The following is a 24745-nucleotide window of genomic DNA, read 5'->3' on the forward strand; positions in this document are numbered from 1 at the left end:
GGTTCAATCGCCCAGCGGCAAACGGTTCGGGCCGCCGCGGTGCTCGTCCAGCGCCAGCTTGATGCGGCGCAGGCGTTCGCGGTTTTCCTCTTGGTTCAGCATGGCCAGTTCGGTCGACAGCAGGTCGATGGCCAGCATCATCGCGTAGCGCGATGCCGAGGGTTTGTAGATGAAGTCGGTTTCGTCCGTGCGGATCGGCAGCACCACGTCGGCCAGCTTGGCCAGTTCAGAGGTGGCGTCCGTAATGGCGACGATGCGGGCGCGGTATTGCTTGACGATGCGGGCGGCGCCGACGATTTCGGGCGTCAGGCCGGAGGCCGACAGGATCAGGACCGCATCGCGCTCGTCCAGGGTGGCGGCCACCATGCGCAGCAGCACCGCGTCGCTGTAGACGGCGATGGGATAGCCCAGGCGCACCAGGCGCGACTGCACTTCCTGCGCCAGCACGGCGGAGGCGCCGCCCATGCCGAACACGTAGATCATGCGCGCGCCGTCGACGATGGATGAGGCCTGCTCGAACAGCTGTTCGGTGAAGGTAGGCAGATGCGCGCGCAGCGTGCTTTCGATGTCGGCGTAGATGCGGGCGTAGAAGGTGCTTTCCTCGGCGGGCGCGCTGGGGTCCAGGAAGCGGCTGCCTACCGTGCTGGCCTGCGCCAGCTTCATCTTCAGGTCGCGGGTGTCTTCGCAGCCCACCGTGCGCGCAAAGCGCGAGATGGTGGCGATGCTGACGCCCGCCTTCGTCGCCAGCTGGTCGACCGTGGCGCTGGCGCCCCACATGATGTCGTCCAGGATGGCGTCGGCGACCTTGCGTTCAGTCACGCTCAATGCGTCCCGCCGACTGCGTATCTGGAAGACGATGTCGCGGATGATGTTCATGTGGGGTTCCTGGATCAGATCGGGGCGGGGCAAAGGCTAGGCCAGTTCGGGGTCGTCGATGCGCGAACAGGCCACGAAGTGGCCGGGGCCCACGCTGACGGCCTGCGCGTCGATCGTGGCGCAGGCGTCGATGGCATGCGGGCAGCGCGTGCGGAACACGCAGCCGGATGGCGGATTGACCGGGCTGGGGATATCGCCTTTGAGCAGAATACGCGAACGCGGCGCGCGCGGATCCGGCACGGGCGCCGCGGACAGCAGCGCGCGGGTATAGGGGTGGCGCGGGCGGGCGTAGACCTCGCTGGTCGGGCCGCGTTCCATGACGCGGCCCAGGTACATCACGACGACCTCGTCGCACAGGTAGTCCACTACCGCCAGGTCGTGGGCGACGAACAGCATGGTCAGGCCCAGGTCGCGCTGCAGGTCCTGCAGCAGGTTCAGCACCTGCGCCTGCACCGACACGTCCAGCGCCGACACGGGTTCGTCCGCCACGATGAAGTCGGGCTCCACCGCCAGCGCCCGGGCGATGCCAATGCGTTGGCGCTGGCCGCCCGAGAACTCGTGCGGGTAACGGCGGCTGTGGTCGGCGTTCAGGCCCACGCGCTCCAGCAGTTCGCCGATGCGGGCCGAGCGGCGGTGCTGCGCCAGCCGGTGCGTGTCCAGCGCCTCGCCCAGGATCTCGGCCACCGTCATGCGGGGGTTGAGGCTGGCGTACGGGTCCTGGAACACGATCTGCATGCGGCGGCGCCACGACAGCATCTGCTTTTCGTTCAGCGTGGTGATGTCCTGCCCGTCGAACAGGATGCGGCCGGCGGTTGGCGCGAACAGGCGCAGCAGCGCGCGGCCCGTGGTGGTCTTGCCCGACCCGGATTCGCCCACCAGGCCCACGATGGTGTTTCTGGGCACATCGAAGCTTACGCCGTCCACGGCCCGCACGACGGGCGCGTTGCGCGCCTGCGAGGTCGGGAAGTGGACTTTCAGGTCTTCAATGCGGACCAGCGGATCTTCGGCGCGCACGCTCACTTGGGGGCTAGTCATATCGGTTTCACCTTGATGCAGCGCGCTCGGTGGTCGGGTTGCACGGCGATCAGTTCGGGCACGGCGGCGCGGCAGTCGTCAGCGGCCAGTTCGCAGCGCGGCGCGAACGTGCAGCCCGCCGGCAGCGACAGCACGCTGGGAACGTTGCCGGGGATGGCGCGCAGGCGTTCGCCCGAAGCCAGCAGGGCGGCGGTGGGCAGACAGGACAGGAGGCCGCGGGTGTAGGGGTGCGTGGGCTTTTCGAACAGGTCGTAGACGCCCGCGTCTTCCACCACGCGCCCGGCGTACATGACGGCCACGCGATGCGCGATCTCGGCCACCACACCCAGGTTGTGGGTGATGAACAGGATGCTCATGTTCATCTCTTTCTGCAGCCGGCGCAGCAGGTCCAGGATCTGGGCCTGCACGGTCACGTCCAGCGCGGTGGTGGGCTCGTCGGCGATCAGCACCGCCGGGTTGCAGGCCAGCGCCAGCGCGATCATGACGCGTTGGCGCATGCCGCCCGACATCTGGTGCGGGTATTCGTTGACGCGGCGGTCGGCGGCGGGGATCTCCACGCGTTCCAGCATGTCGCGGGCGCGCCGGATCGCCGAGGCATAAGAGCCGCCTTCGTGCTGCAGCACGGCTTCGGCGATCTGGTCGCCCACCGTGTACAGCGGGTTCAGGCTGGTCATCGGTTCCTGGAAGATCATGGCGATTTCGGCGCCGCGGATCTTCTGCAGGGTGGCGGGCGTGGCGCGGGCCAGGTCGTGCTGCGTGCCCTGGCGGTCGCGGTACAGGATCTTGCCGCCTTCGATGCGACCGGCCGGCTTGGGCAACAGACCCATGATGGACAGGCTGGTCACGGATTTGCCGGAGCCGGATTCGCCCACGATGGCCAGCGTTTCGCCGCGGGCCAGATCGAAGGTGACGCCGTCCACGGACTTGGCGATGCCGTCGCGGCTGTGGAACCAGGTCTTCAGCCCTTCCACGGACAGCACGACGTCTCGGGTGCTTGCCGTCATGATTACAGCTCCTTGCGCAGGCGCGGGTCGAGTACGTCGCGCAGGCCGTCGCCGACCAGTTGCAGCGACAGCACGGACAGGACAATGGCGATGCCGGGGAAGATCATGATCCAGTCGGCCGAGCCCATGTATTGCTGGCCGGCGTTGATCATGGTGCCCCAGGTGGGGATGTCGGGCGATACGCCCACGCCCAGGAACGACAGGCCGGCTTCGGCCAGGATCGCGTAGGCGAAGATGAACGTACCCTGCACCAGGATGGGCGACACCAGGTTGCGCAGCACGTGCACGGTGACGATGCGCCAGGTCGGCACGCCCAGCGCGCGGGCTGCCTCCACGAAAGGCAGTTCACGGATCACGAGCGTCGAGGCGCGCACGATGCGGGCCAGGCGCGGCGTGTAGACGATGCCCAGCGCGATCACCACATTGATCAACGACGGCCCCAGCGCGGCCACCAGCGAGATCGCCAGCAGGATGTCGGGAAACGCCATCATGGCGTCGATCAGGCGCGAGACGAACTTGTCGGCAGAACGGAAGAAGCCGGCGACAAGGCCCAGCGCGATGCCCAGCACGCTGGACACGATCACGACGGAAAAGCCCACCATCAGCGACAGCCGGCCGCCATAGATGACGCGGCTGAACACGTCGCGTCCGAAGTCGTCGGTGCCGAACCAGTGCGCGGCGCCCGGCGCCTTCAGCCGATTCATGATGGACAGCTTGAATGGATCGTAGGGGCTGACCCACGGCGCCAGCAGCGCGGCGGCCACCAGCACGATGATCACGATCAGGCTGATCAGGACCGTCTTGCGCGACACCAGCAGGCGCAGCACCTGCCAGCGGTCGGTTCCGGAATTCACGGTAGTCCCGGTTGTCATGTCAGTTGCTCCACTTGCGGTGCATCGGTAAGCGCCGCGGGCGCTTCGGGGGTAAGACGCATCATCAGTAACGGACCCGAGGATCGACCACCAGGTACAGCAGGTCGATAAGGAGGTTGATCAGCACGTAGATGGCCGCGATGACCAGCAGCGCGCCCTGGATGACGGGGTAGTCGCGGCGCAATACCGCCGACACCACCAGGCTGCCCACGCCGGGCAGGCCGAACACCGTTTCCGTCACGACCGCGCCGCTGATCAGAAGGGCCGTCGTCAGGCCCAGCACCGTCAGGATCGGGATCAGCGCGTTGCGCACGGCATGCTTCAGAATGACCTTGCTTTCCGGCAGGCCTTTGGCCCGCGCCGTGCGTACGTAGTCGTCGCGCAGCACGTCCAGCATGCTGGCGCGGATGAAGCGGGTGATCAGCGCGGAATTCACCAGGCCCAGCACCACGGCGGGCAGAATCAGGTGCGACAGGCGCGTGGCCAGCGACGCATCGGGGCCGCCATAGCCGGACACGGGCAGCCAGCCCAGCTTCACCGAGAAAATCTGCATCAGCAGCAGGCCCAGCCAGAAGCTCGGCACGCTGGAGGTGAACATCGAGAACGACAGCACCGACTGATCCAGCGTGGTGCCGCGTTTGACGGCAGACAGGATCCCCACCGGCAGCGCGATGGAGCTGGCGATCAAGAGCGACATCAGCGTCAGCAGGATCGTCGGTTCCGCGCGGTCGGCCAGCGCCGACAGCACGGGCTTGTTCATGAAGATGGATTGGCCCAGGTCGCCCTGCGCCAACTTGCCCAGCCACGACAGGTACTGCATCGCCATGGGCTGGTCCAGCCCCAGCTGCGTGCGCAGCGCGGCGATGTCCTGCTGGCTGGCCTGCGGACCCAGCATCACTGCGGCCGGGTCGCCGGGCGTGACGCGGATGATGACGAACACGATGGTCGCGACGATGAACATCACGGCCACCAGCCCGACCAGCCGGTTTAAGAGATAACGCAACACGATGATGTCCTAGAAAACGTCGTTCGGTGCAGGGAGACGGTTCGTGGGGGGCGTAGGATGGGTGCAGCGCGAGATGCCCAGGGCAAGAACCCAATTGCCCCCCCGCGCGTAACCCATCAAGCAGCGGTGATTTCTTGGCAGCTTCAGCCACAACGCAACCGCCGTTCGATGGGTTACGCGCGCTGGGCAATCGAGTTCTTCGTTAAGAACTCGCGCGCTGCACCCATCCTACGAGCCACGTGCCGTCACTTCGGGGCCTTCCAGGCGTTCCAGAAGAACGGCCACGGGGCGGGCTTGGTGCCTTGCAGTGACGGCGAGCGCGCGGCCTGGGCGTTGAAGTCACCGACCTTCACGAAGGGAATCTCGTCATACACGGCCTGCTGCACGTCGGCCCAGCGCTTGATGCGCTCTTCCTGCGTGCGCGCCTGGTTGAAGGCGTCCATCACCTGCGCGCGGCGCGGCGTGTCCCACCAGCCCGGCGCATCCTTGGACGGGAAGTCGATCAGCGCGGGTTCCGGCAGGAACACGCTGTGGGTGATGAAGATGTCCCACACGGCCGGGTCCTGGCGGCGTTGCGTCAAGGTGGCCCAGTCAACGACCTGCATGTCCACCGTGAAGCCGGCGGCCTTCAGGTATTCCGCGGCCACCAGCGCCATCTTGTAATGGAACTCGTACTGCTGGCTGGTCAGGATGCGGATCTTCTTGTCAGCCACATTGGCGCTGTCCAGCAGCTTCTTGGCGGCAGCGGAGTCGGCCTTGTTGTAGACCTTGCCGCCCAGCGAGGTGGCCCACGGGTAGCCTTCCGGATACAGGTCGCCGTTCAGCTTGTAGAACTCCTTGTTGCCGAAGGCGGCGAACAGCATGTCTTCTTCGTTCAGCGCCAGCTGCACCGCCTGGCGCACGGCCAGGTTGGACATGATGCCTTGCTTGGTGTTGAGGACCAGGCGCGGCCAGCCGAAGGGCTTGAGCATCACCGGGTCCGAACGGCCGCCCTTGAGCTTGTCCAGCGCTTCCACGGGCAGCGAGTCGACATAGTCGAACTGGCCGGCGGCGGCGGCTTCCGAACGGGTATTGGCATTGCTGACCGGCACGAAGCGGATTTCGTCCAGGTATTGCTTGCGCGCGCCGCCGTAGCCGTCGGGCTCGCCTTCGCGCTGCTTGTAGCCTTCGAAGCGCACCAGCTGGATGTACTGGTCCGGCACGCGGGCCTTCAACTGATAGGGGCCCGTGCCGACGATTTCGGTCAGCACCGGCGCGATCTTGCTCTTGGGCATGATGACGGCCGCGGCATTGTTCATGGCCAGCAGTGCGGTCAGCGGCGCGTACGGTTCTTTCAGCGTGATGCGGATGGTGTTGGCGTCCGGTGCCTCGATGCTGCTGATGACCTTGGCGGCGCCCTTGCCGCGCGTGGCGGTTTCGGTCCAGCGCTTCAAGGAGGCCAGCACGTCAGACGAATCCATCTTGGAGCCGTCATGGAACGTGATGCCCTGGCGCAGCGGGATCGTGTAGATCAGGCCGTCCGCGGAAACCTCCGGCATCTTGTCGGCCAGCAGCGGGGTCAGGTTCCACTTGGCGTCGAAGGTGTAGAGCGTTTCGAAGAAATGCTGCGTCAGGATGCCCACCAGGTCGGCGGTGCTGGTCATCGGGTCAAGCGTGGGCGGCTCACCGATGGTGGCGACGGATATCGTGCCTCCCTTGACCGGCGCGGCACAGAGGGCGGGGGACGACAATGCGGTCAAGCCAATTGCGCCGGCCGCGAGCAGGCTGGTCAGCCCACCGCCTCGCCGGGAGGTACGGAAGTTCATGATTCTCTCTCCAGAGGGTCAAAAACAGGTTGTCGCGTGGTATCGGGTAAACGCCGGGATCCCAGGTCTTTCAGCCCCCTCGGGCCTGGCGCGGTGCGGCAGGCAGGGGGCGTTCAGAAGAAGGTTTCGGCCACGTCGGTGACGCGGTACTGCTCGTCCACCAGCAGCACCTGGCGCCACTTGTCGAACGTCAGGCAGGGGTGGGAAATATCGAAGGCGATCATGTCGCCGACCTGGATGTCGTCGCCTTCGCCGATCTGCATGAAAGCGTGCTGGTCCATCATGGCGGCCAGCTTCCACGTCTGGGACGCGACGGCGGGCGCATCCTGGCCGGGACGGAAGTGCAGGGCGGGCGTGGGCAGGCCGGCGTCAAACGCGGCGTCACGCTTGCCCATCGCGATGATGGCGCGGCCGGGTTCGGGCAGCGATTGCACATAGGCCCAGACCTGCAAGGCCGGCAGCAGGCCCGGTTCCATTTTCCTGGCCACCGGGTTGTGGGCGTTGATGCGTTCAGCAGCCGAGCGGTAGACGCCCACGTCGTGCGACAGGTAGCAGCCGGGGCGCAGCACCACTTCCAGCGGCGTGCCGATATCCAGCTGCGAGAATTCTTCGGCCACCACGTCGAACCAGGCCGAACCGGCGCCGGAAATCAGCGAGGGGCCGCTCTTGCGCAGGCGGCCGGCGGTGGCCAGGCCGCGCAGGGCGTCGGTGGCGCGGCGCAGGAAGGCGCGGATGGCACCTTCTTCCTGCAGCACGCCTTCATAGACTTCGATGCCCGCCAGCGCCAGGCCGGGCCAGCGGCCGATTTCCTCGGCCACCGCTTGCAGCTGCGTGTCATCGCGCACGCCCGTGCGCCCGCCGGTCGGGCCCAGTTCGATCAGCACGGGCAGTGTCAGGCCCTGTTCGCCGAAGAACTTGCCCAGCTGGGCGGCATTGGCGGGGGAATCCACAATGCAGAAATAGGTAAAGGCCGGATCCTGCAGCAGGCGGGCGATGATGGCCATGTTGGCGCGGCCAACCAGCTGGTTGGCCATCAGCACCCGGCGGATGCCATGTTGATATGCGGCCAGCACCTGCGGCGCGGTCGCCAGCGTGATGCCCCAGGCGCCGTTGTCGATCTGGCGTTTGAAGAGCGCCGGGCTCATCGTGGTCTTGCCATGCGGGGCCAGCTTGACGTGGTAGGCCTCCATGAACTGCTGCATCCACTGCAGGTTGTGGCGGACACGGGCTTCGTACAGCACCGCCACCGGCAGGCTGATGTCTTCGTCCAGCAGGTTCCAGTTCAGGGCCGCCACGTCGGCGGTGGTACAGGAGTCGGGAAACGCGCCCAGGCCTTTGCCGTTCACGTCCAACAGGGCTGCGGGGGAGGAAGAGTTCGTCATGGTGGGCGCCATCTATGGAAAATATTTACGTCAAATCCGGTTTTTTTCATTATCGTGAAAGAAATTTACAAGCGGGAGCTAGGAGTTTCCCGTAGTCGGCGCGCAGCGCCGGTTGGCGCGACAATAGGAAAACCCGGGAAATTGCCCGAAAAATGGATCCCTCAAGGAAAGAGTCATGCTGAAAGTCGCTTTGGGCCAGTTCGCCGTCAGCCGCGTCTGGGAAGAGAACGCCCAGGTCTGCGTCGACCTGATGGAGCGCGCCCGCGAGGGCGGCGCCGACGTGCTGGTGCTGCCCGAAGGCATCCTGGCCCGCGACATCACCGATCCGCAGATCGTGCTGAAGGCCGCGCAGCCGCTGGACGGGCCCTTCATGACGCGCCTGCGCGAGGCCAGCCGCGGCTCGTCCCTATCGACGATGATGTGCGTGCACATCCCGACGGGCGAAGGCCGGGTCTGGAATACGCTCATTACGCTGCGCGACGGCGAGATCGTCTCGCAGTACCGCAAGCTGCATCTGTACGACGCCTTCAACATGAAGGAGTCCACCAACGTCACCCCCGGCACCGAGATCCCGCCCTTGCTGGAAATCGCCGGCCTGCGCGTGGGGCTGATGACCTGCTATGACGTGCGCTTTCCCGAAATGGCGCGCCGCCTGGCGCTGGACGGGGCCGATCTGCTGGTGCTGCCGGCCGCCTGGGTGCGCGGCCCGCTCAAGGAAATGCACTGGGAAGTCCTGGTCACGGCGCGCGCCCTGGAGAACACCTGCTATGTGGCGGCCACCGGCGAATGCGGCGAACGCAATATCGGCTGCAGCATGGTGGTGGATCCGCTGGGCGTCGTGACGGCGCGTGCGGGCGAAGCGCCGGCGCTGGTGTTCGCCGACATCGACCCCGAGCGCCTGGCGCATGCCCGCCGCGTGCTGCCCGTGCTGGCCAACCGCCGTTTCGCGCCGCCGGAATTGTCCTGAACGCCGCGCTGCCCGCTGGGCCGGGCGGGGGCGGCGGGCATGGTGTAATACCGACTTGAACTTCTTGCTGTCTTCCCTCATCTGCTGCCAATGAGCAACGATCTCTTCGCGGCCGATCCAGCGCATCGGCCCTATGTGCCCCTGGCCGAACGCCTGCGCCCGCGCACCTTGTCCGACGTGGTCGGGCAGTCGCACCTGCTGGGCCCGGACAAGCCCCTGCGCGTCGCTTTCGAATCCGGCCGTCCGCATTCCATGATCTTCTGGGGGCCGCCGGGGGTGGGCAAGACCACGCTGGCGCGCCTGATGGCCGACGGCTTCGACGCCCAGTTCATCGCCATTTCGGCCGTGCTGGGTGGCGTCAAGGACATCCGCGAAGCCGTGACGGTGGCGCAGGTGGCGCAAGGCCAGGGCCGCCGCACCATCCTCTTCGTCGACGAAGTGCACCGCTTCAACAAGGCGCAACAGGACGCGTTCCTGCCTTATGTGGAAAGCGGGCTCTTCACCTTCATCGGCGCCACCACCGAAAACCCCTCGTTCGAGGTCAACTCGGCCTTGCTGTCGCGGGCGCGGGTGTACGTGCTGCAGTCGCTCTCTCCCGAAGAACTGCAGCAACTGGTCGACCGCGCGGTCGACGCGCTGAACGACGGCCTGGAAGAGGGCGAGGTCATCCGGGTGGAGGCCGACGCGCGCGAGCAGCTGGCGGCCTGGGCCGATGGCGACGCGCGCCGCCTGATCAGCGCGGTGGAAGTCGTGGCCGAATCCGCGCAGTCGGCGGGCCGGGATTCGGTGGACGCCGCCTGGCTGGAGATTTCGCTGTCGCAGAACCTGCGGCGCTTCGACAAGGGCGGCGACGCCTTCTACGACCAGATCAGCGCGCTGCATAAATCGGTGCGCGGCTCCAACCCCGACGCCGCCCTGTATTGGTTCTGCCGCATGATCGACGGCGGCGCCGATCCCAAATACCTGTCGCGCCGGCTGGTGCGCATGGCGGTCGAGGACATCGGCCTGGCCGACCCTCGCGCCACCGACCTGGCGGTCAACGGCGCCGACATCTATGAACGCCTGGGTTCGCCCGAAGGCGAACTGGCGCTGGCGCAGGCGGTGGTCTACATGGCCTGTGCGGCCAAATCGAACGCCGTCTACAACGCCTACAATCAAGCCCGCCAGTTTGCCGCCGAGCACGGCAGCGCGCCGGTGCCCATCCACCTGCGCAATGCGCCCACCAAGCTGATGAAGCAACTGGGCCACGGCAAGGCGTACCGCTATGCCCACGACGAGCCGCACGGCTACGCCGCGGGCGAACAATATTTCCCTGATGGACTGAAGCCTTCCTTCTATCGGCCGACCGATCGGGGGCTGGAGGCTAAAATCCAGCAGAAGTTGGCATTCCTGCGCGAGTTGGACTCGCAGGAACGCGCCAAGAACCGGTAACGGGCCGCGCCCGTTGCTTTCTGCCACCTCACTGACATCACCATGCTAGACCCGATACTGCTGCGCAAAGACCTGCAAACCGTCGTAGACCGCCTCAAGAGCCGTGGCGTGTCCTTCGACACGGAACGGTTCAACGATCTGGAGTCTCGCCGCAAGGCCGTCCAGACCGAAACCGAGTCCCTGCAAGCCCGCCGCAACGCGCTGGCCAAGCAGATCGGTCAGTTGAAGGCGAAGGGCGAAGACGCCAGCGCCGTCATGGCCGAATCGCAGGCCGTGCCGGTCCGCTTGAAACAGCTGGAAGAAGAGCTGGCCGCGCTGCAGGCTCCGCTCAACGACTTGCTGATGTCGGTGCCGAACCTGCCCCACGCCAGCGTGCCGCTGGGCGAATCCGCCGACGACAACGTCGAGGTCCGCCGCTGGCTGCCTGGCGCCGCCGGCGCTGACGGCAACCCGCCGGCCCTGGCGTTCGAAGCGCGCGACCACGTCGCCATCGGCGAACCGCTGGGCCTGGATTTCGACATGGCGGCCAAGCTGTCGGGCGCGCGCTTCTCGTTCATGCGCGGCCCGATCGCCCGTCTGCACCGTGCGCTGTCCCAGTTCATGCTGGACCTGCAAACGGGTACGCACGGCTATACCGAGTGCTACACGCCCTACATCGTCAACGCCTCGACCCTGTACGGAACGGGCCAGTTGCCGAAGTTCAAGGACGACATGTTTGCCGTGTCCAAGGGCGGCGGCGACGACGATCCCAAGGTGGACGCGGCTGGCAACCCGTACGTGCGTGAAGACCAATACCTGATCTCCACGTCCGAAATCACGCTGACCAGCGTGGCGCGCGACACCATCCAGGCCGCCGCCGACCTGCCGCTGAAGCTGACCGCACACACGCCTTGCTTCCGCTCGGAGGCCGGCAGCGGCGGCCGCGACACCCGCGGCATGATCCGTCAACACCAGTTCGACAAGGTCGAAATGGTGCAGATCACGCAACCCGACCAGTCCTACGAGGCACTGGAAGACATGGTCGGCCACGCCGAGCGCGTGCTGCAGTTGCTGGGCCTGCCGTACCGCGTGGTGCTGCTGTGCACGGGCGACATGGGCTTTGGTTCGGCCAAGACCTATGACCTGGAAGTGTGGCTGCCGGCGCAAAACACCTGGCGCGAGATTTCGTCGGTGTCCAACTGCGAGACCTTCCAGGCCCGCCGCATGCAGGCGCGTTTCCGCAACGCCCAAGGTAAACCGGAATTCGTGCATACCTTGAACGGTTCCGGCCTGGCGGTCGGCCGCGCATTGGTTGCCGTGTTGGAAAATCACCAACAAGCCGACGGCAGCGTGCTGATTCCGGAAGCGCTGCAGCCTTATATGGGCGGCATTTCGGTGCTGAAACCCTGAGGCGCCTTGCGCCTATCCTCCATTTGGAGGATAAAAAGACGGAGCCTGCGGGCTCCGTTTTTTTTTATCATGCGACATATTCCTGTCGCTTTTGCTCATTATCGTGAGCGCGTGTGTGCTTGATTTTGATGTGAGCAATTGTGTATTTTCAATAAAAGGGCCGGATAGTTGCGGCACAATACACCCGCGTTCTACACGCTTCATTCACATATAAAACAAGGAGTTGTCCATGACTTCAAGAATGATTGGAGATTTTCGTGTGAGATGCTCTGTCGCTCATGAAGACGAACAGGGCTACCGCGTGCAGATATGGACCCGCCGGGTTGGCGGTACCGCACCGGAAAAATGCTGGACGGTGCCGGGACAGGCGCCGTTCTCTGACTTGCACGAAGCAGAACAGGAAAGCCGTCAATTGTTCCAAGAAATCAATGGTGTGCGTTTTAACGGTGAACCGGAGTTTGCTCATGCGTCCGCATAATGGTTGGTGGCGGGCGTCGAGTGCGCCCCGTAGATGGATCGATCTTGTTCAGGAATCGCCGCAGGAGGCCAATAAGGCCAACGCGGCATTGCAAAAGCCGGCCGCCATGGCTGGCAAACCGGTACCGGCTCCCGCAGCTTGATACCGTTCCAACGGGGCACCGGACAATGTCCCCAAGGAAAACGCAGTGCCGCCCTCCACGCGTCTCACGCGTCGCGGGCAAAAAAAAGGCCACTCATCGAGTGGCCTTTGCCTTTTAACGGCGCCAATCGCCGTGGCCGTGGCCGTGTCCGCGGTAATAACCCGGGCCCGGGCCGTAGTAACGCGGGGGCGGGCCGCCGCGCCAGTAGGGGCCGCCGCGGTAATAGACCGGAGCGGGGTAGACCACCGGGGGCGCCACGTACACGGGGGCCGGGCGGTAGTAGACGGGCGGCGGCGGGGCCACGTAGACCGGTGCGGGCGCGACATAGACCGGCGCCGGATAGACCACCCCGGGTACGCCGATGGAAATGCCCACATCCACACGGGCCAATGCGACGCTGGAGATCAGCAGACCTGCGGCACCGGCACCTGCGATAAGCCATTTTTTCATGTTGCACCTGCCTGCTGCATGACACAGCAAAGTTGAGTATTCGACGGCCCTATTTTCGGTCTTTCCCGCTCGCTTTTGGTAAGCGGGCCTCCCTCAATAGCGACAATCCGCAACCGCGCTGTTGCCTGGAACCGGCGGCGTGCTGCACTGCGGCGTGGTGCGTCCGCTCTGGTAAACCCGCACTTGAAATCGATTGAAATCAGCTGGAATGGGATGAAGTTAAACGGGTGCGTTACACGCCGTCACCATCCTGCAAGGGCGGCGGGGCCGCCCTATGACGGGCGCGGCCCTTATTCCGCCTGCTGACGGCGAAACTCCACCACCCAGACCCACGGATTCGCGGCCCAGGCGTGGGAGCCGTAGCGCTCGCACCACGTCAGCGCAAACGCCGTTTGCAGGGGCACGCCCGGCAGCAACGCCGATGATTCATAAAGGGCTTGCGTGCCTTCGGCGCGTGCGTCGGCTTCGGTCAGGTTCTGTAAACGCTGTATGCGTACGCCCACGATCACCGCGGTGGCGAACGGCTGGCCCGCTTCATCCGTCAATATGATGCTCTCGCCGGATTTCCCATAGGGGCATCTGACCCAGCTGGATGTCTTGCGCAGCTCCGACGGGTTATCGCGGCTGGGGCCCATGGCGACCCATCTGCCGGAATCTTCCGCGTCCGCATACCAGACCGTGGTGGGTTTAGTCGGCTGCGGCTTCAAAATGCGGCGGCTCTGCACTTTAGAACCGTTCAAGACGGCTTGCTTAAGCGGTTCGCTGAATTGAAGTGACTGCCTTTTCATGCGCTCGCTATTCTCCTCTCGATTAACGTCCCGCGCGTTTGCGCCCGCGCGTCGAAATCGATGTGTGACCAGTGCACCAGCTATTTTTATCCAGGTGGAGGCAGTATGACGTGTCGTGTTCATGATGTCAGGCACGGTTTGTATTAGTGTTGTCTTTTTGTACCGCCGTCGTTATTTGTATACTCAAGGCATGACTACAGACCTGCATGACCTCAAGCCTGGCTACTACTGGTACACCATGGCCAACGACCCGCTGGCCGTCATCCACATCCATGAAGACGGCGGCGCATCGCTGATGGGTACGGACTACCGCATCGGCGCCGAAGGCGTGGCCGACATGGTCCGCCAAGGTGAGCGCTTCTTCTGGATCGAACCGCCGCAAGGTTGATGCCGAAGGGGTTTGCGTGGCCGGCCGCTGGGGCCGGCCGCCTGCGCTTGTGCGGAACACACCATGACCGACCTGTTATTGAAGAATGTCCGCGTGTCGCCCGCCGATACCGTGGACGTGCTGGTGCGCGCCGGCCGCATCGCTCACATCGGCGCTGCCATCGAAGGCGCAGCTGATGCCCTGGTGGAGGACGGCGGTGGCGCCTTGCTGCTGCCGGGCCTGATCGAAGGGCACACCCACCTGGACAAGACCAACTGGGAATCACCCTGGTACGTCAACGAGGTCGGGTCTGCGCTGACGGACCGCATCGACAACGAACGCGCCTGGCGCGCCAGTACTGGCCATGACGCCGCCAGCCATGCGCGCGCCTTGGCGCTGGCCTTTCTGCGCGAAGGCACGACGCGCATCCGCAGCCATGTCGACGTCGATACCGATGCCGGCTTGCGCCACCTGGATGGCGTGCATGCCACCCGCGAAGAACTGGCCGGCCGCATCGAGATCCAGACGGTGGCTTTCCCGCAATCGGGCTTGCTGATCCGTCCGGGTACGGCCGAATTGCTGGACCAGGCGCTGGCCCAAGGCGCCGACGTGCTGGGTGGCCTGGACCCGTCCGCCATCGACCGCGACCCCGCAAGATCCCTGGATGTGCTGTTCGGCCTGGCCGACAAGCATGGCAAACCCGTGGACATCCATCTGCACGAACCCGGCGAGCTGGGCGCGTTCACGCTGGACCTGACCCTGGACCGCGTCGCGGCGCTGGGCATGCAGGGCAAGGTGGTCATCAGCCATGCCTTCTGCCTGGGCGGGATCGACGCCAAACGGCTGGACGGCCTGCTTCGGCGGTTGGCCGCGCTGGACGTGGCCGTGCTGACCACGGCGCCGCCATCGCGGCCCGTGCCGGCCGTGCGCGCCTGCCGCGAGGCCGGCGTGACGATCTTTGGCGGCAATGACGGCATCCGCGATACCTGGACGCCGTATGGCAGCCCCGACATGCTGGCGCGCGCCATGATGATCGGCTTGCGCAACGACCTGCGTCGCGACGACGAGGTCGAATGGGCATTCGATTGCGTGGCGGGAGCCGCGGCCCGCGCCTGTGGTTTCGCGGATTACGGCCTGACGCCGGGCGCGCGCGCCGATCTGGTCCTGGTGGATGCCAGCTGCGTGGCCGAAGCGGTGGTGACCCGCAAGCCCCGCCGCCTGGTCGTGTCCGCCGGCGCGATCGTGGCGCGCAACGGGCAGGACGCGATCGCCTAAGGCTGGGACAGGCCGAGCTGCGACTCGGTCAGTTCCACGAAGGCCCGCATCAGCTCCGACCGCACGCCGGCGCGCAACCAGATCGCGCCTACCGTGCGCACCGGGCAGGGCGCCGGCAATGGCCAGCGCTTGACCCGCGCCGCCAGCGCGTCGGAGGCGGCCCAGTCCGGCAACAGCGCCACCCCCAATCCCTCTGAGACCAGCTTGGCGATGGAATCGATGCCATCGAGCTCGAATCGCACGTGCGGCCGCAGGTTGCGCGCCCGCAGATAGTCGTCCGCCATTTTCCCGCCAACCACGCTGCGGTCGTAGCAGATGTAGGGCTCGCGCGCGATAACCGCCAGCGGGTCGCGCACCTTCATGTCGGCGGGGGTGACCAGCACCAGCGGTTCATGGCGCAGGTCGCGCCACGCGCAGGTCTTGGGCAGGGGGAACAGCGGGTGCACCAGCAACGCGCCGTCCAGTTCGCCCGACAGCACCTTGCCGTACAGCAGCGTGGTGGGCGCGGGTTCGATATAGATTTCGATGTGCGGGTGGCGGGCGACCCAGGTGCGCAGCACGGGCGGCATGATGCCGGTCAGCGCGGTGGGCGTGGCGCCCAGCCGCAAGGGGCCGGCGGGCAGGTCGGTGTCGCTGGCGGCCGAGCGCAGGTCCCGCACGTCGCGCAGGATGTGGCGGGCGCGGTCCAGGATGCGCAGGCCGGCCGGCGTCGGTTTGACGGTGCGCCCGGAGCGGGCGATCAGTGCGCTGCCTACGTCCGCTTCCAACGCCCGCAGCCGCTGTTGCACGGTGGCCGGCGTCAGCCCCTGGTGCCGCGCGGCCTGGGCGATGGACCCCAGTTCCACGACATGCACATAGGTTTGCAGAAAGCGCGAGTCCACGGCGGCAAGCCTCTTGGGAAGATGGAATATCCATATTCTAAAGATGCGTGACGATAATTGTTGTTTTCTTTGGCGAAGGGAAGAATACGTCCAGAGCATTCAGTCCGCGCAAGCTGCGTTGGCGCCGCCTGTCGGAATTTTTCCCTTATCAAGGAGCCTGCCGTGCCCATCATTGAATCCATTGACGTATGCGCCGCCGCGGTGCCGTTGGACAAAGTCACTTCATTCTCGAACCGCACCGTCTCCACGCGGCACTATGGCCTGGTCAAGGTGCGTTCCACCGACGGCGTGGAAGGCATCGGTTTTTGCTATGTGGGCAGCGCTGGTGGCGCCATCTTCGAGGCGGCGGTGCAAAGCCTGCTGGGGCCCGTGTTGCTGGGCAAGGACTCGCATGCCGTGGAAGGCCTGTGGCAGGCCATGTACCAGGAGGCGCTGCTGCAAGGCCGCCAGGGCACCGTGATGCGCGCGTTGAGCGCACTGGACATCGCGCTGTGGGACCTGAACGCCAAGACGGCCGGCCTGCCGCTGCACAAGTTCCTGGGCGCGGTCGAACTGGAAACCGTACCTGCCTATGCCAGCGGCGGCTACTACCTGGAAGGCAAGACGCCGCAGCATCTGGGCGAAGAAATGGCCAGCTATGTGGACAAGGGCTTCAAGGCGGTCAAGATGAAGACCGGCCGCTTGTCGCCGCGCGAAGAAGAAGCGCGCTTGAAGGCGGCGCGCGAGGCCGTAGGCCCGGACGTCGAGCTGATGATGGACTGCAATAACGCCTGGCAGGACGTGACTCAGGCCATGCAGTACATCCGCCGCTTCGAGCAGTACGAGCCCTATTTCATCGAAGAACCGTTCAGCCCGGATGATATCGACAGCCATGCCAAGCTGGCGCGCCTGACGCATCTGCCGATCGCCACTGCCGAAATCGGCTATGGCCGCTGGTATCACAAGGAACTCTTGGACAAAGGGGCGGCAGGCATCCTGCAGACGGACGCGGCGGTGTGCGGCGGCATCACCGAATGGAAGCGTATTGCGGCCACCGCGGCCAGCTATGGCGTGGTCGTTTGCCCGCACTGGTTCCACGACGTGCACGCGCCGCTGGTCGCGGCCACGCCAAACGCCCGCTACGTGGAATTCTTCTGGGACGACCAGGTGCTGAACTTCCGCAAGCTGGTCGATCGCCAACTGACCCATAAGCAAGGACGCGTGGTGTTGCACCAGGAGCCCGGCTTGGGCTTCGGCTTCGACGAACGCATGGTCGAACGGTTCGGCAAGTGGACCCGCGTCGGCCGCTGAGGTCGCATTACCCGCAGGCAGTGCTTCCCTAAAACCAGTCGCCGGCCTACGGGACCGGCGCGAGGAGACAAGAATGCAACGCAGGCAATTCATGACCGGCGCCGCGGCGCTGGGGGTGGGGCTGGTCCTGCCCGCCGGGGCCCGGGCGCAACAGCCGGACTTGCCGTCCGGCCCCGTGAAAATCGTGGTGGGCTTTCCGGCAGGCGGCGGCACCGACGTGTTGGCCCGCTTGCTGGGGCAGAAGCTGGGTGTGATGTGGAACATCCCCGTCATCGTAGAAAACCGCGCGGGTGCGGCGGGCATCATCGCCGCTGAGCAGGTGGCGCGCCAACCCAACGACGGCAACACGCTCTTGATGGCGCACGTGAACAGCCACGGCATCGCGCCGGGCCTGCAGCCCAAGCTCGCCTATTCGGTGGGCCGCGACTTCTCGCCCATCGCGCTGGTGGGCAAGACGCCCACCATCCTGATCGGCGGCGCATCGCAGCCGGCCAAGACCTTGCCCGACCTGGTCAAGCTGTGCCGTGCCCAGCCCGGCAAGATCGTGTTTGGTTCCGCCGGCGCCGGTTCTGCGCAGCACCTGGCGCTGGAGATTTTCAAGGCGCGTGCCGGCATCGACGTGTTGCACGTGCCGTACAAGGGCTCCGCGCCGCTCATGAATGACCTGATGGGCGGCCACGTGCAGTACTGCTTCGAAGGCATGACTACTGCTACGCCGCTGCTGCAGTCGGGCAAGGTGATCGCGCTGGCGCAGACCCTGCAGCAGCGTTCGAAAAGCCAGCCGGACGTGCCGACGGTCGCCGAGCAGGGCTATCCGGGGTTCGAGGCCAGCATCTGGTTCGGCATGGTGGGACCGGGCAAGATGCCTGAGGGCATGGTCCAGCGTATGAACCGCGACATCGACCGCGTGTTGGCCATGGCGGACGTGCAGGAGAAGCTGGCGCAGGTGGGGGCGGAAGACGGCGGCGGCAGCGTCCAGCGTTTTGCTGACTTCATGACGCAAGAGCAACAGAAATACGCCAAGACGATCAAGGACGCGAAGATCGTCGTCGAAAGCTGACGCGGCAACGGGCCCGCGACGTGGCGGCTCAGCGCGCGTCCGGGTCCACCCAGCCCGCCATCGCCGAGATCGAGCGGGCTTTTTCCCGCAAGAGGCGCGCGGTGCCGGACTCCAGCTCATCATCGATCGCGCCCACCGGACCCATCAGGGTAATGGCCGCGGTCATCTCACCCAGCATGTCGAAGATGGGCGCCGACAGCGACGTGAAGTGCGGCAGCAGCGCGTGGCGGCAACGGCTGATGTGATGCTTCTGCACCTCGTCGCGGATCGCCTGCACGTCTTTCATCGTGTAGGAATTGCCCGGCGTGCCGCCATGGCTTTCCGGTACTGACGAAGCCAGTTCCTGCGCCAGCAGGTCGCGTGTCAGGGCATCTGGCAGATGGGCCAGGAAATTGCGCCCCAGCGCGGACGACAGCAGCGGCATCACGCTGCCCACCCGCAGTTCCAGCAATGGACGGCTGCGGCTGCCTTCGACGCGGTAGACGATCGTCGGCCCCTTGTTGCCCCATACCCCCAGGAACACGGTGTGCCCGGTGACGGCGGCCACTTCGGCCATGATGGGCCGTGCCGTGGTGAACACGTCGAACTGCTCCAGGGCCGCCAGGCCCAGCCGCAAGGCATAGGGCCCCAGGCCGTAGTGGCCGGTGTCGGCATGCTGCTGCACCACGCCCACCTTCTGGAAGCTGACCAGGTAGTAGTGCACGTTGGGCACGGTCAGCTCACAGGCGTCGGCGATTTCCTTCAAGGGCATGGGACGGCCGGTCTTGCGGATCACATCCAGGATCCGGAACCCCACTTCGATCGATTGGATGCCCCTGCGCGCAGCGGTCGGCGCCTGTTCCGCGTTCTTTTCAACCTTGCCGGCGGGCCTTGCCATCACTGCCTCCACTGTGTCTTTGGCGGCAGTGTAGCAGCGGCTCAGCCGCGCTTTGCACGATGGCGGGGACAGGTTTTCCGGGTTTCCCCCAGCTAGGTGCGGCCTGGATTCAAGTTTGATAATAGTTAATGCGTACAGCAGTATCAATTAAAAACGATCGGGGAATGCAAGCATGGAAGCCAATGTCGCAATGCCGCGGATAGACGCCGCGCCGACGCTCAGCCGGAAAGAGGAACGCCAGGTGGTGGTGGCCTCAACCTTGGGCACGTTGTTCGAGTGGTACGACTTTTTCATCTACGGGACGCTGGCCGTCTTCATGAGCCAGGTGCTGTTCCCGCAGGACAACCCCACCGTGGCACTGCTTGCCGCCTTGGGCGCGCTGGCGGTGGGCTTCATCATCCGCCCGCTGGGCGCGGTGATGTTCGGCTATCTGGGCGACAAGTGGGGCCGCAAGTACACCTTCCTGATCACCGTGGTGATGATGGGCGGCGCCACCGTGCTGATCGGCTGCCTGCCCACGTATGAATCGGCAGGCCACCTATCGTGGATCCTGCTGCTGACGCTGCGCGTCGTGCAGGGTCTGGCGGTGGGCGGGGAATACGGCGGCGCCGTCATCTACGTGGCCGAGCACTGCGAACCCCGGCGCCGCGGCCTGTTGACGGGCTGGATCCAGATCACCTCGTCGGCCGGCCTGATCCTGTCGCTGGTCGTCATCCTTTGCACGCAGGCCGCCATGAGCCCCGAGGACTTCCGCCAATGGGGCTGGCGCCTGCCGTTCATCCTGTCGATCGTGATGCTGGCCATTTCGATCTATGTGCGCGCCAAGCTGCATGAATCGCCTGTCTTCACGCGGATGAAACAGCAGAAGCGCCTGTCCAAGAACCCCATCAAGGAAACGTTCGGCCAATGGTCCAGCCTGCGGCTGGTGCTGCTGGCGCTGATCGGCGTGACCGCCGGGCAGGGCGCGACCTATTTCACGGGGCAGTTCTACGTGATGATCTTCCTGCAGCAGGCGGTGCAGATCGACCAGACCAGCGTCTACACGCTGATCCTGATCGGCTTCATCATCGGCGCGCCGACCTTCGTGTTGTTCGGCTGGCTGTCCGACCGCATCGGCCGCAAGTGGATCATGATGGCGGGCCTGTTCATCGCCGCCATCGGCTACCACTCCATGTTCGACGTGCTGCTGAAAGCCGGCAACCCGGCGCTGGCGCAGGCCATGCAAAGCACGCCGGTGCGGGTCCATGCCGACACCAGCGGCGGCGCATGCGACTTCGGCCTGCAGGCCGCAATGATCGGCAGCCACGCCGACCACAAGAAGGTGTGCGTGCAGGCCAAGAAATTCCTGGTGGGCAAGGGCATCAACTTCGAATACGCCGCCCCGCTGCCGGGGCAGGACATCGCCATGAGCGTGGGGGGCGTCACCGTCAATGGCTTCGACCGCGCTGGCTACGCGCGTGCGCTGACGGCCGCCGGCTACCCGGACCGCGCCGATCCCGCACGCGTGGATCGTGCCACCATCATCCTGATCCTGGTGCTGATGACGGCGGTGGTCGCCATGGTCTATGGGCCGGTCGCGTCCTATCTGGTCGAGCTGTTCCCGGCCCGCATCCGCTACACCGCGCTATCCTTCCCGTATCACATCGGCGCCGGCATCTTCGGCGGGATCGTGCCGTTCACTGCGACGTACCTGGCGCAGGCAAGCGGCAATATCTTCGGCGGTTTGATGTATCCGGTGGTCGTGATGGTGGTGGTGGGCATCATCGGCAGCCTGTTCCTGCCGAACACCCGCGCCCAGGCCATCGACGAAGACCCCATCCACTAGAAAAGCGAGGAGAGACATGTCCGTGCAATCCAGTTTCAAGGCTGCCGTCATCCAGGCGGCGTCCATCCCGACCGACAGCCTGGCCTGCGCCAACAAGGCCGCCTCCCTGATCCGCCAGGCCGCAGAGCAGGGGGCGCGCGTGCTGGTGTTCCCCGAAGCCTTCCTGGGCGGCTACCCGAAGGGCAATTCCTTCGGCGCGCCCATCGGCATGCGCAAGGCCGAAGGCCGCGATGCCTTCGCCAGCTATCACCAGCAAGCCATCCGCCTGGACGGCGAGGAAGTCGCGGTGGTGGCGCAGGCCGCGGCCGACACCGACACCTTCGTCGTGATGGGCTGCATCGAGGCCGACGGCGGCACGCTGTACTGCACCGTGCTGTATTTCAACGGCCAGGAAGGCCTTGCCGGCAAGCACCGCAAACTGATGCCGACCGCGGGCGAGCGGCTGATCTGGGGCTTTGGCGATGGCTCGACGATGCCCGTCTTCGATACGCCTTACGGCAAGATCGGCGCCGTCATCTGCTGGGAAAACTACATGCCGATGCTGCGCATGTACATGTACAGCCAGGGCGTCGCCCTGTATTGCGCGCCGACGGCGGACGACCGCGACAGCTGGATCCCCAGCATGCGCCACATTGCGCTGGAAGGCCGCTGCTATGTGTTGACCGCTTGCCAGCACTTGCGCCGCGACGCGTATCCGGAAGACTTCGAATGCGCGCTGGGCGACAGCCCCGACACCGTGCTGATGCGCGGCGGCAGCGCCATCATCGATCCCTTGGGCGAAGTGCTGGCGGGTCCGGACTTTTCCGCCGAAACGATCCTGTACGCCGACATCAACCCCAATCAGATCCTGCGCGGCAAGTACGACTTCGACGTGTCCGGCCACTACGCGCGGCCGGACGTGTTCCAGCTGCACGTCGACACCCGCGAGAAGCGGGCGGTATCCGCCATCAGCGCGACTGGCCCGCAGGAGCCCTGAGCCATGCATTTCGATTTCAGCGCCCTGCCATCGCAGACGGTCTACAAGCTGTTGACCTCGACCGTCACGCCGCGTCCGATCGCGTGGGTCACCACAATGTCGGACGAGGGCTGCGTCAACGCGGCGCCGTTCAGCTTCTTCAACGTCATGGGCCACCAGCCGCCCACCGTGGCCATCGGCCTGATGCGCCGCGCCAATGGCGAGCTCAAGGACACCAGCGCCAACATTATCCAGAACGGCGAGTTCGTGGTGAACCTGGTGGCTGAGTCGATGATGCAGCAGATGAACCAGACCTGCGCGGACTACCCGCCCGGTGTGGACGAGCTGGCCAAGGCGGGGCTGACGGCGTTGCCGGCCGCGCATGTGCGGCCGCCGCTGATCCAGGGCAGCCCGGTGTCGCTGGAATGCGTCAGCCAGGCAACGATCGTGACCGGGCCGCACCAGGTCGTCGTCATTGGCCGGGTGCTGGGCGCGCACGTGGATGACGCCTTTGTGGAGGATGCCGAGCGCGGATACGTGAAGACCGCCGAGATGGGCCTGGTTGCCCGCATGCACGGCAGCGGTTGGTATGCCCGCAGTACGGACCTGTTCCAGCTGGCGCGGCCTACTGTCGCAGACTGAAACCCGAAGCGGCCAGGAAGGCCGCTTTTTTTTGTCTTCGCATCGGCGGCAGGCGCCGGTTACGCAAACGCGGGAGCTTGTGCCAAAACACTCCCCATTTCGCCCATTGCCGCCTAAATCCGGGCTGCTAGCATTTCCTGGACCGTTGAGAGAATCCTCGAATCCGACTTCTCCGGCGGCGCTTTTTTGACACAACGAACACCAATATTTTGGGGGCGGATCATCCAGGGGCTTACGGGCGTCTGGCTTGCAGAGGTGGCGGCTTTCGGCCGGCGCCTTCGCAACTGCCGAAGCCCGCATTCAAGCGCCTGGTTGGATGCTGGAGGCAGTATGAAGAATATGAAGCTCGGAACCCGTCTTGCGGGTGGCTTTTCCGTCTTGCTCGCCATGATCATCATCATGAGCATCGTCGGGCTGGTCAGTCTGGCGAACATCAACGACTCGGTTGAAACCGTCACCCAGCGGTCGCTGATCAAGGAACGCCTGATCAGTGATTGGGCGCGCAACATTCAGACCGGCGTCACCCGAACCACCGCCATCGCCAAAAGCGCCGATGCCAGCCTGGCCGGCTTTTTCACCGAAGAGGCGGCCGTGTCCACGAAAAATTCTTCGGCGTTACAGCAGCAGATCGAACCGCTGATCGAAACCGACGAAGAGAAAAAACTGTGGGAAGGCATCCGCAAATCCCGCGGCGACTATCTGCGCACGCGCGACGCGATCTTCAAGGCCAAGCAGGATGGCGACGTGGACGCGGCCAACCGCGTCTTCACGCAGGAATTCCTGCCCGCCACGCGCCAGTTCATTGATCAGATCACCAAGCTGACCAACTTGCAGCGCGCGGATATCGATGCGAGCGCAGCGGATATCCAAAGCGCTTATGGCATCGCGAACTTCTGGATGATCGCGATCGGGTCCATTGCGCTGATCAGCGGCCTGCTGCTGGCCATACTGTTGACGCGCAGCATCACCCGGCCCTTGTCCGACGCGGTGCGTGTCGCCCGAACGGTGGCCGCCAATGACCTGACCAGCACCATCACCGTGCGCTCGCGCGACGAGATCGGCCAGCTGATGCAGGCGCTGGAATCGATGAACGCCAACCTGGCAGGCACGGTCGCCAGTATTCGAACGGGCGTCGACAGCATGGCGTCCGCCTCGGGCGAGATCGCAGCGGGCAATACCGATTTGTCGTCGCGCACGGAGCAGCAGGCGGCGTCGCTGGAAGAGACGGCGGCGTCGATGGAGCAGCTGTCATCCACCGTGAAGCAGAACGCCGACAGCGCGCGCCAGGCCAACCAGCTGGCCGCCGCCGCGTCCGATACCGCCTCCCGCGGCGGCGCAACCGTGTCCGAAGTCGTCAGCACGATGAGCGCGATCTCGTCCAGCTCGGTCAAGATCGCCGACATCGTGTCGGTGATTGACGGCATCGCCTTCCAGACCAACATCCTGGCGCTGAATGCTGCCGTTGAAGCTGCCCGCGCAGGTGAACAGGGCAAGGGCTTCGCGGTCGTTGCCGCCGAAGTCCGCACGCTTGCGCAACGCAGCGCGCAAGCGGCCAAGGAAATCAAGACGCTGATCGAAGACACGGTCCAGAAGATCAGCCAGGGCTCGATCAGCGCCGAACGCGCCGGCGCCACGATGCAGGAAATCGTCAGCTCGGTGCAGCGCGTGACCGACATCATGGGCGAAATCGCCGCAGCGTCAGCCGAGCAGGCCGACGGCATCGAACAGGTCAACCGGGCCGTGTCGCAGATGGATGAAGTCACGCAGCAGAATGCCGCGCTGGTGGAAGAGGCCGCCGCGGCGGCAGGCTCGATGCAGGATCAGGCAGCCGAGCTGACGCGGGCGGTCAGCGCGTTCAAGCTGCCGGGGGCGGGGCAGGCGGGCGGAGGCGAGGCGCAGGCGGTGCGGCTGGCGGCGCCTGTCCGGCAGATTGCGGCGTATTGATGCG

The 24745-nt window shown here is 65.3% G+C and carries 23 protein-coding genes; 12 read left to right on the top strand and 11 right to left on the bottom strand.

Features of this window, described 5'->3' with window-relative positions:
* Positions 1-3: 3 nt before the first annotated feature.
* The 7 genes from CEY09_RS05055 to CEY09_RS05085 all read right to left on the bottom strand — a co-directional run bounded on the left by CEY09_RS05055 (position 4) and on the right by CEY09_RS05085 (position 7980).
* Positions 4-876: a MurR/RpiR family transcriptional regulator gene (locus CEY09_RS05055; RefSeq protein ID WP_006223582.1), complete on the bottom strand. Its 873-nt coding sequence runs from the start codon at positions 874-876 to the stop codon at positions 4-6.
* Between the two features lie 36 nt (positions 877-912).
* Positions 913-1911, bottom strand: coding sequence for an ABC transporter ATP-binding protein (locus CEY09_RS05060; RefSeq protein WP_088587793.1), 999 nt, complete (start codon positions 1909-1911; stop codon positions 913-915).
* A complete protein-coding gene (locus CEY09_RS05065) occupies positions 1908-2915 on the bottom strand; it encodes an ABC transporter ATP-binding protein (RefSeq protein WP_088587794.1) in 1008 nt (335 codons plus the stop codon). Before CEY09_RS05065 ends, CEY09_RS05060 begins: the two co-directional genes overlap by 4 nt.
* 2 nt (positions 2916-2917) lie before the next feature.
* Positions 2918-3787, bottom strand: a complete 870-nt coding sequence (locus CEY09_RS05070; protein WP_006223585.1) for an ABC transporter permease — start codon at positions 3785-3787, stop codon at positions 2918-2920.
* Positions 3788-3851: 64 nt separating this feature from the next.
* Positions 3852-4793: an ABC transporter permease gene (locus CEY09_RS05075; RefSeq protein ID WP_088587795.1), complete on the bottom strand. Its 942-nt coding sequence runs from the start codon at positions 4791-4793 to the stop codon at positions 3852-3854.
* A gap of 245 nt (positions 4794-5038) precedes the next feature.
* Positions 5039-6598: an ABC transporter substrate-binding protein gene (locus CEY09_RS05080; RefSeq protein WP_088587796.1), complete on the bottom strand. Its 1560-nt coding sequence runs from the start codon at positions 6596-6598 to the stop codon at positions 5039-5041.
* Positions 6599-6711: 113 nt separating this feature from the next.
* The gene (locus CEY09_RS05085; RefSeq protein WP_088588048.1) at positions 6712-7980 is read right to left on the bottom strand and encodes an amino acid deaminase; all 1269 of its coding nucleotides are present in this window, start codon (positions 7978-7980) and stop codon (positions 6712-6714) included.
* Positions 7981-8155: 175 nt separating this feature from the next.
* Here CEY09_RS05085 and CEY09_RS05090 point away from each other — a divergent pair, with 175 nt between their 5' ends.
* From CEY09_RS05090 to CEY09_RS05105, 4 genes are all read left to right on the top strand, one after another.
* A complete protein-coding gene (locus CEY09_RS05090) occupies positions 8156-8947 on the top strand; it encodes a deaminated glutathione amidase (protein WP_088587797.1) in 792 nt (263 codons plus the stop codon).
* A gap of 90 nt (positions 8948-9037) precedes the next feature.
* Complete coding sequence (locus CEY09_RS05095) at positions 9038-10378, top strand: replication-associated recombination protein A (RefSeq protein WP_088587798.1); 1341 nt, start codon at positions 9038-9040, stop codon at positions 10376-10378.
* A gap of 42 nt (positions 10379-10420) precedes the next feature.
* Positions 10421-11767, top strand: a complete 1347-nt coding sequence (serS, locus tag CEY09_RS05100; protein ID WP_006223591.1) for a serine--tRNA ligase — start codon at positions 10421-10423, stop codon at positions 11765-11767.
* A 229-nt stretch (positions 11768-11996) separates the two neighbouring features.
* Entirely contained in the window at positions 11997-12245 is a 249-nt protein-coding gene (locus tag CEY09_RS05105; RefSeq protein WP_081534068.1) for a hypothetical protein, read from the top strand.
* A gap of 256 nt (positions 12246-12501) precedes the next feature.
* Here CEY09_RS05105 and CEY09_RS05110 read toward each other — a convergent pair whose 3' ends face one another.
* Both CEY09_RS05110 and CEY09_RS05115 read right to left on the bottom strand, forming a co-directional pair.
* The gene (locus tag CEY09_RS05110) at positions 12502-12837 is read right to left on the bottom strand and encodes a hypothetical protein (protein ID WP_006223592.1); all 336 of its coding nucleotides are present in this window, start codon (positions 12835-12837) and stop codon (positions 12502-12504) included.
* A gap of 290 nt (positions 12838-13127) precedes the next feature.
* Positions 13128-13625 carry an ASCH domain-containing protein gene (locus CEY09_RS05115; RefSeq protein ID WP_088587799.1) on the bottom strand — a complete coding sequence of 166 codons (498 nt, stop codon included), beginning with the start codon at positions 13623-13625 and terminating at the stop codon, positions 13128-13130.
* A gap of 190 nt (positions 13626-13815) precedes the next feature.
* Between CEY09_RS05115 and CEY09_RS05120 the strand changes: the two genes are divergently transcribed.
* Positions 13816-14013, top strand: coding sequence for a hypothetical protein (locus tag CEY09_RS05120; RefSeq protein ID WP_006223594.1), 198 nt, complete (start codon positions 13816-13818; stop codon positions 14011-14013).
* 63 nt (positions 14014-14076) lie between these two features.
* A complete protein-coding gene (locus CEY09_RS05125; RefSeq protein ID WP_088587800.1) occupies positions 14077-15267 on the top strand; it encodes an amidohydrolase family protein in 1191 nt (396 codons plus the stop codon).
* Here the strand turns inward: CEY09_RS05125 and CEY09_RS05130 are convergent.
* Positions 15264-16148 (bottom strand): LysR family transcriptional regulator, encoded by an 885-nt coding sequence (locus CEY09_RS05130; RefSeq protein WP_088587801.1) that lies wholly within the window; start codon positions 16146-16148, stop codon positions 15264-15266. The genes CEY09_RS05125 and CEY09_RS05130 overlap by 4 nt on opposite strands.
* Before the next feature lie 162 nt (positions 16149-16310).
* Between CEY09_RS05130 and CEY09_RS05135 the strand changes: the two genes are divergently transcribed.
* Together CEY09_RS05135 and CEY09_RS05140 are read left to right on the top strand one after the other, a co-directional pair.
* A complete protein-coding gene (locus CEY09_RS05135; RefSeq protein ID WP_088587802.1) occupies positions 16311-17438 on the top strand; it encodes a mandelate racemase/muconate lactonizing enzyme family protein in 1128 nt (375 codons plus the stop codon).
* 73 nt (positions 17439-17511) lie between these two features.
* The gene (locus CEY09_RS05140; RefSeq protein WP_088587803.1) at positions 17512-18498 is read left to right on the top strand and encodes a Bug family tripartite tricarboxylate transporter substrate binding protein; all 987 of its coding nucleotides are present in this window, start codon (positions 17512-17514) and stop codon (positions 18496-18498) included.
* A 28-nt stretch (positions 18499-18526) separates the two neighbouring features.
* Here the strand turns inward: CEY09_RS05140 and CEY09_RS05145 are convergent, their stop codons facing one another.
* Positions 18527-19375, bottom strand: a complete 849-nt coding sequence (locus CEY09_RS05145; protein ID WP_006223599.1) for an IclR family transcriptional regulator — start codon at positions 19373-19375, stop codon at positions 18527-18529.
* A gap of 172 nt (positions 19376-19547) precedes the next feature.
* On the opposite strand from CEY09_RS05145, the gene CEY09_RS05150 reads away from it, so the two are divergent.
* From CEY09_RS05150 to CEY09_RS05165, 4 genes are all read left to right on the top strand, one after another.
* Positions 19548-21200 carry an MFS transporter gene (locus CEY09_RS05150; RefSeq protein WP_088587804.1) on the top strand — a complete coding sequence of 551 codons (1653 nt, stop codon included), beginning with the start codon at positions 19548-19550 and terminating at the stop codon, positions 21198-21200.
* A 16-nt stretch (positions 21201-21216) separates the two neighbouring features.
* Complete coding sequence (locus CEY09_RS05155; protein WP_006223601.1) at positions 21217-22176, top strand: carbon-nitrogen hydrolase family protein; 960 nt, start codon at positions 21217-21219, stop codon at positions 22174-22176.
* Positions 22177-22179: 3 nt separating this feature from the next.
* Positions 22180-22797, top strand: a complete 618-nt coding sequence (locus CEY09_RS05160) for a flavin reductase family protein (protein WP_088587805.1) — start codon at positions 22180-22182, stop codon at positions 22795-22797.
* A gap of 330 nt (positions 22798-23127) precedes the next feature.
* Complete coding sequence (locus CEY09_RS05165) at positions 23128-24741, top strand: methyl-accepting chemotaxis protein (RefSeq protein ID WP_088587806.1); 1614 nt, start codon at positions 23128-23130, stop codon at positions 24739-24741.
* Positions 24742-24745 lie beyond the last annotated feature (4 nt).

Origin of the sequence: Achromobacter marplatensis (assembly GCF_002209535.1) — a bacterium.
Lineage (GTDB): Bacteria > Pseudomonadota > Gammaproteobacteria > Burkholderiales > Burkholderiaceae_B > Achromobacter > Achromobacter marplatensis.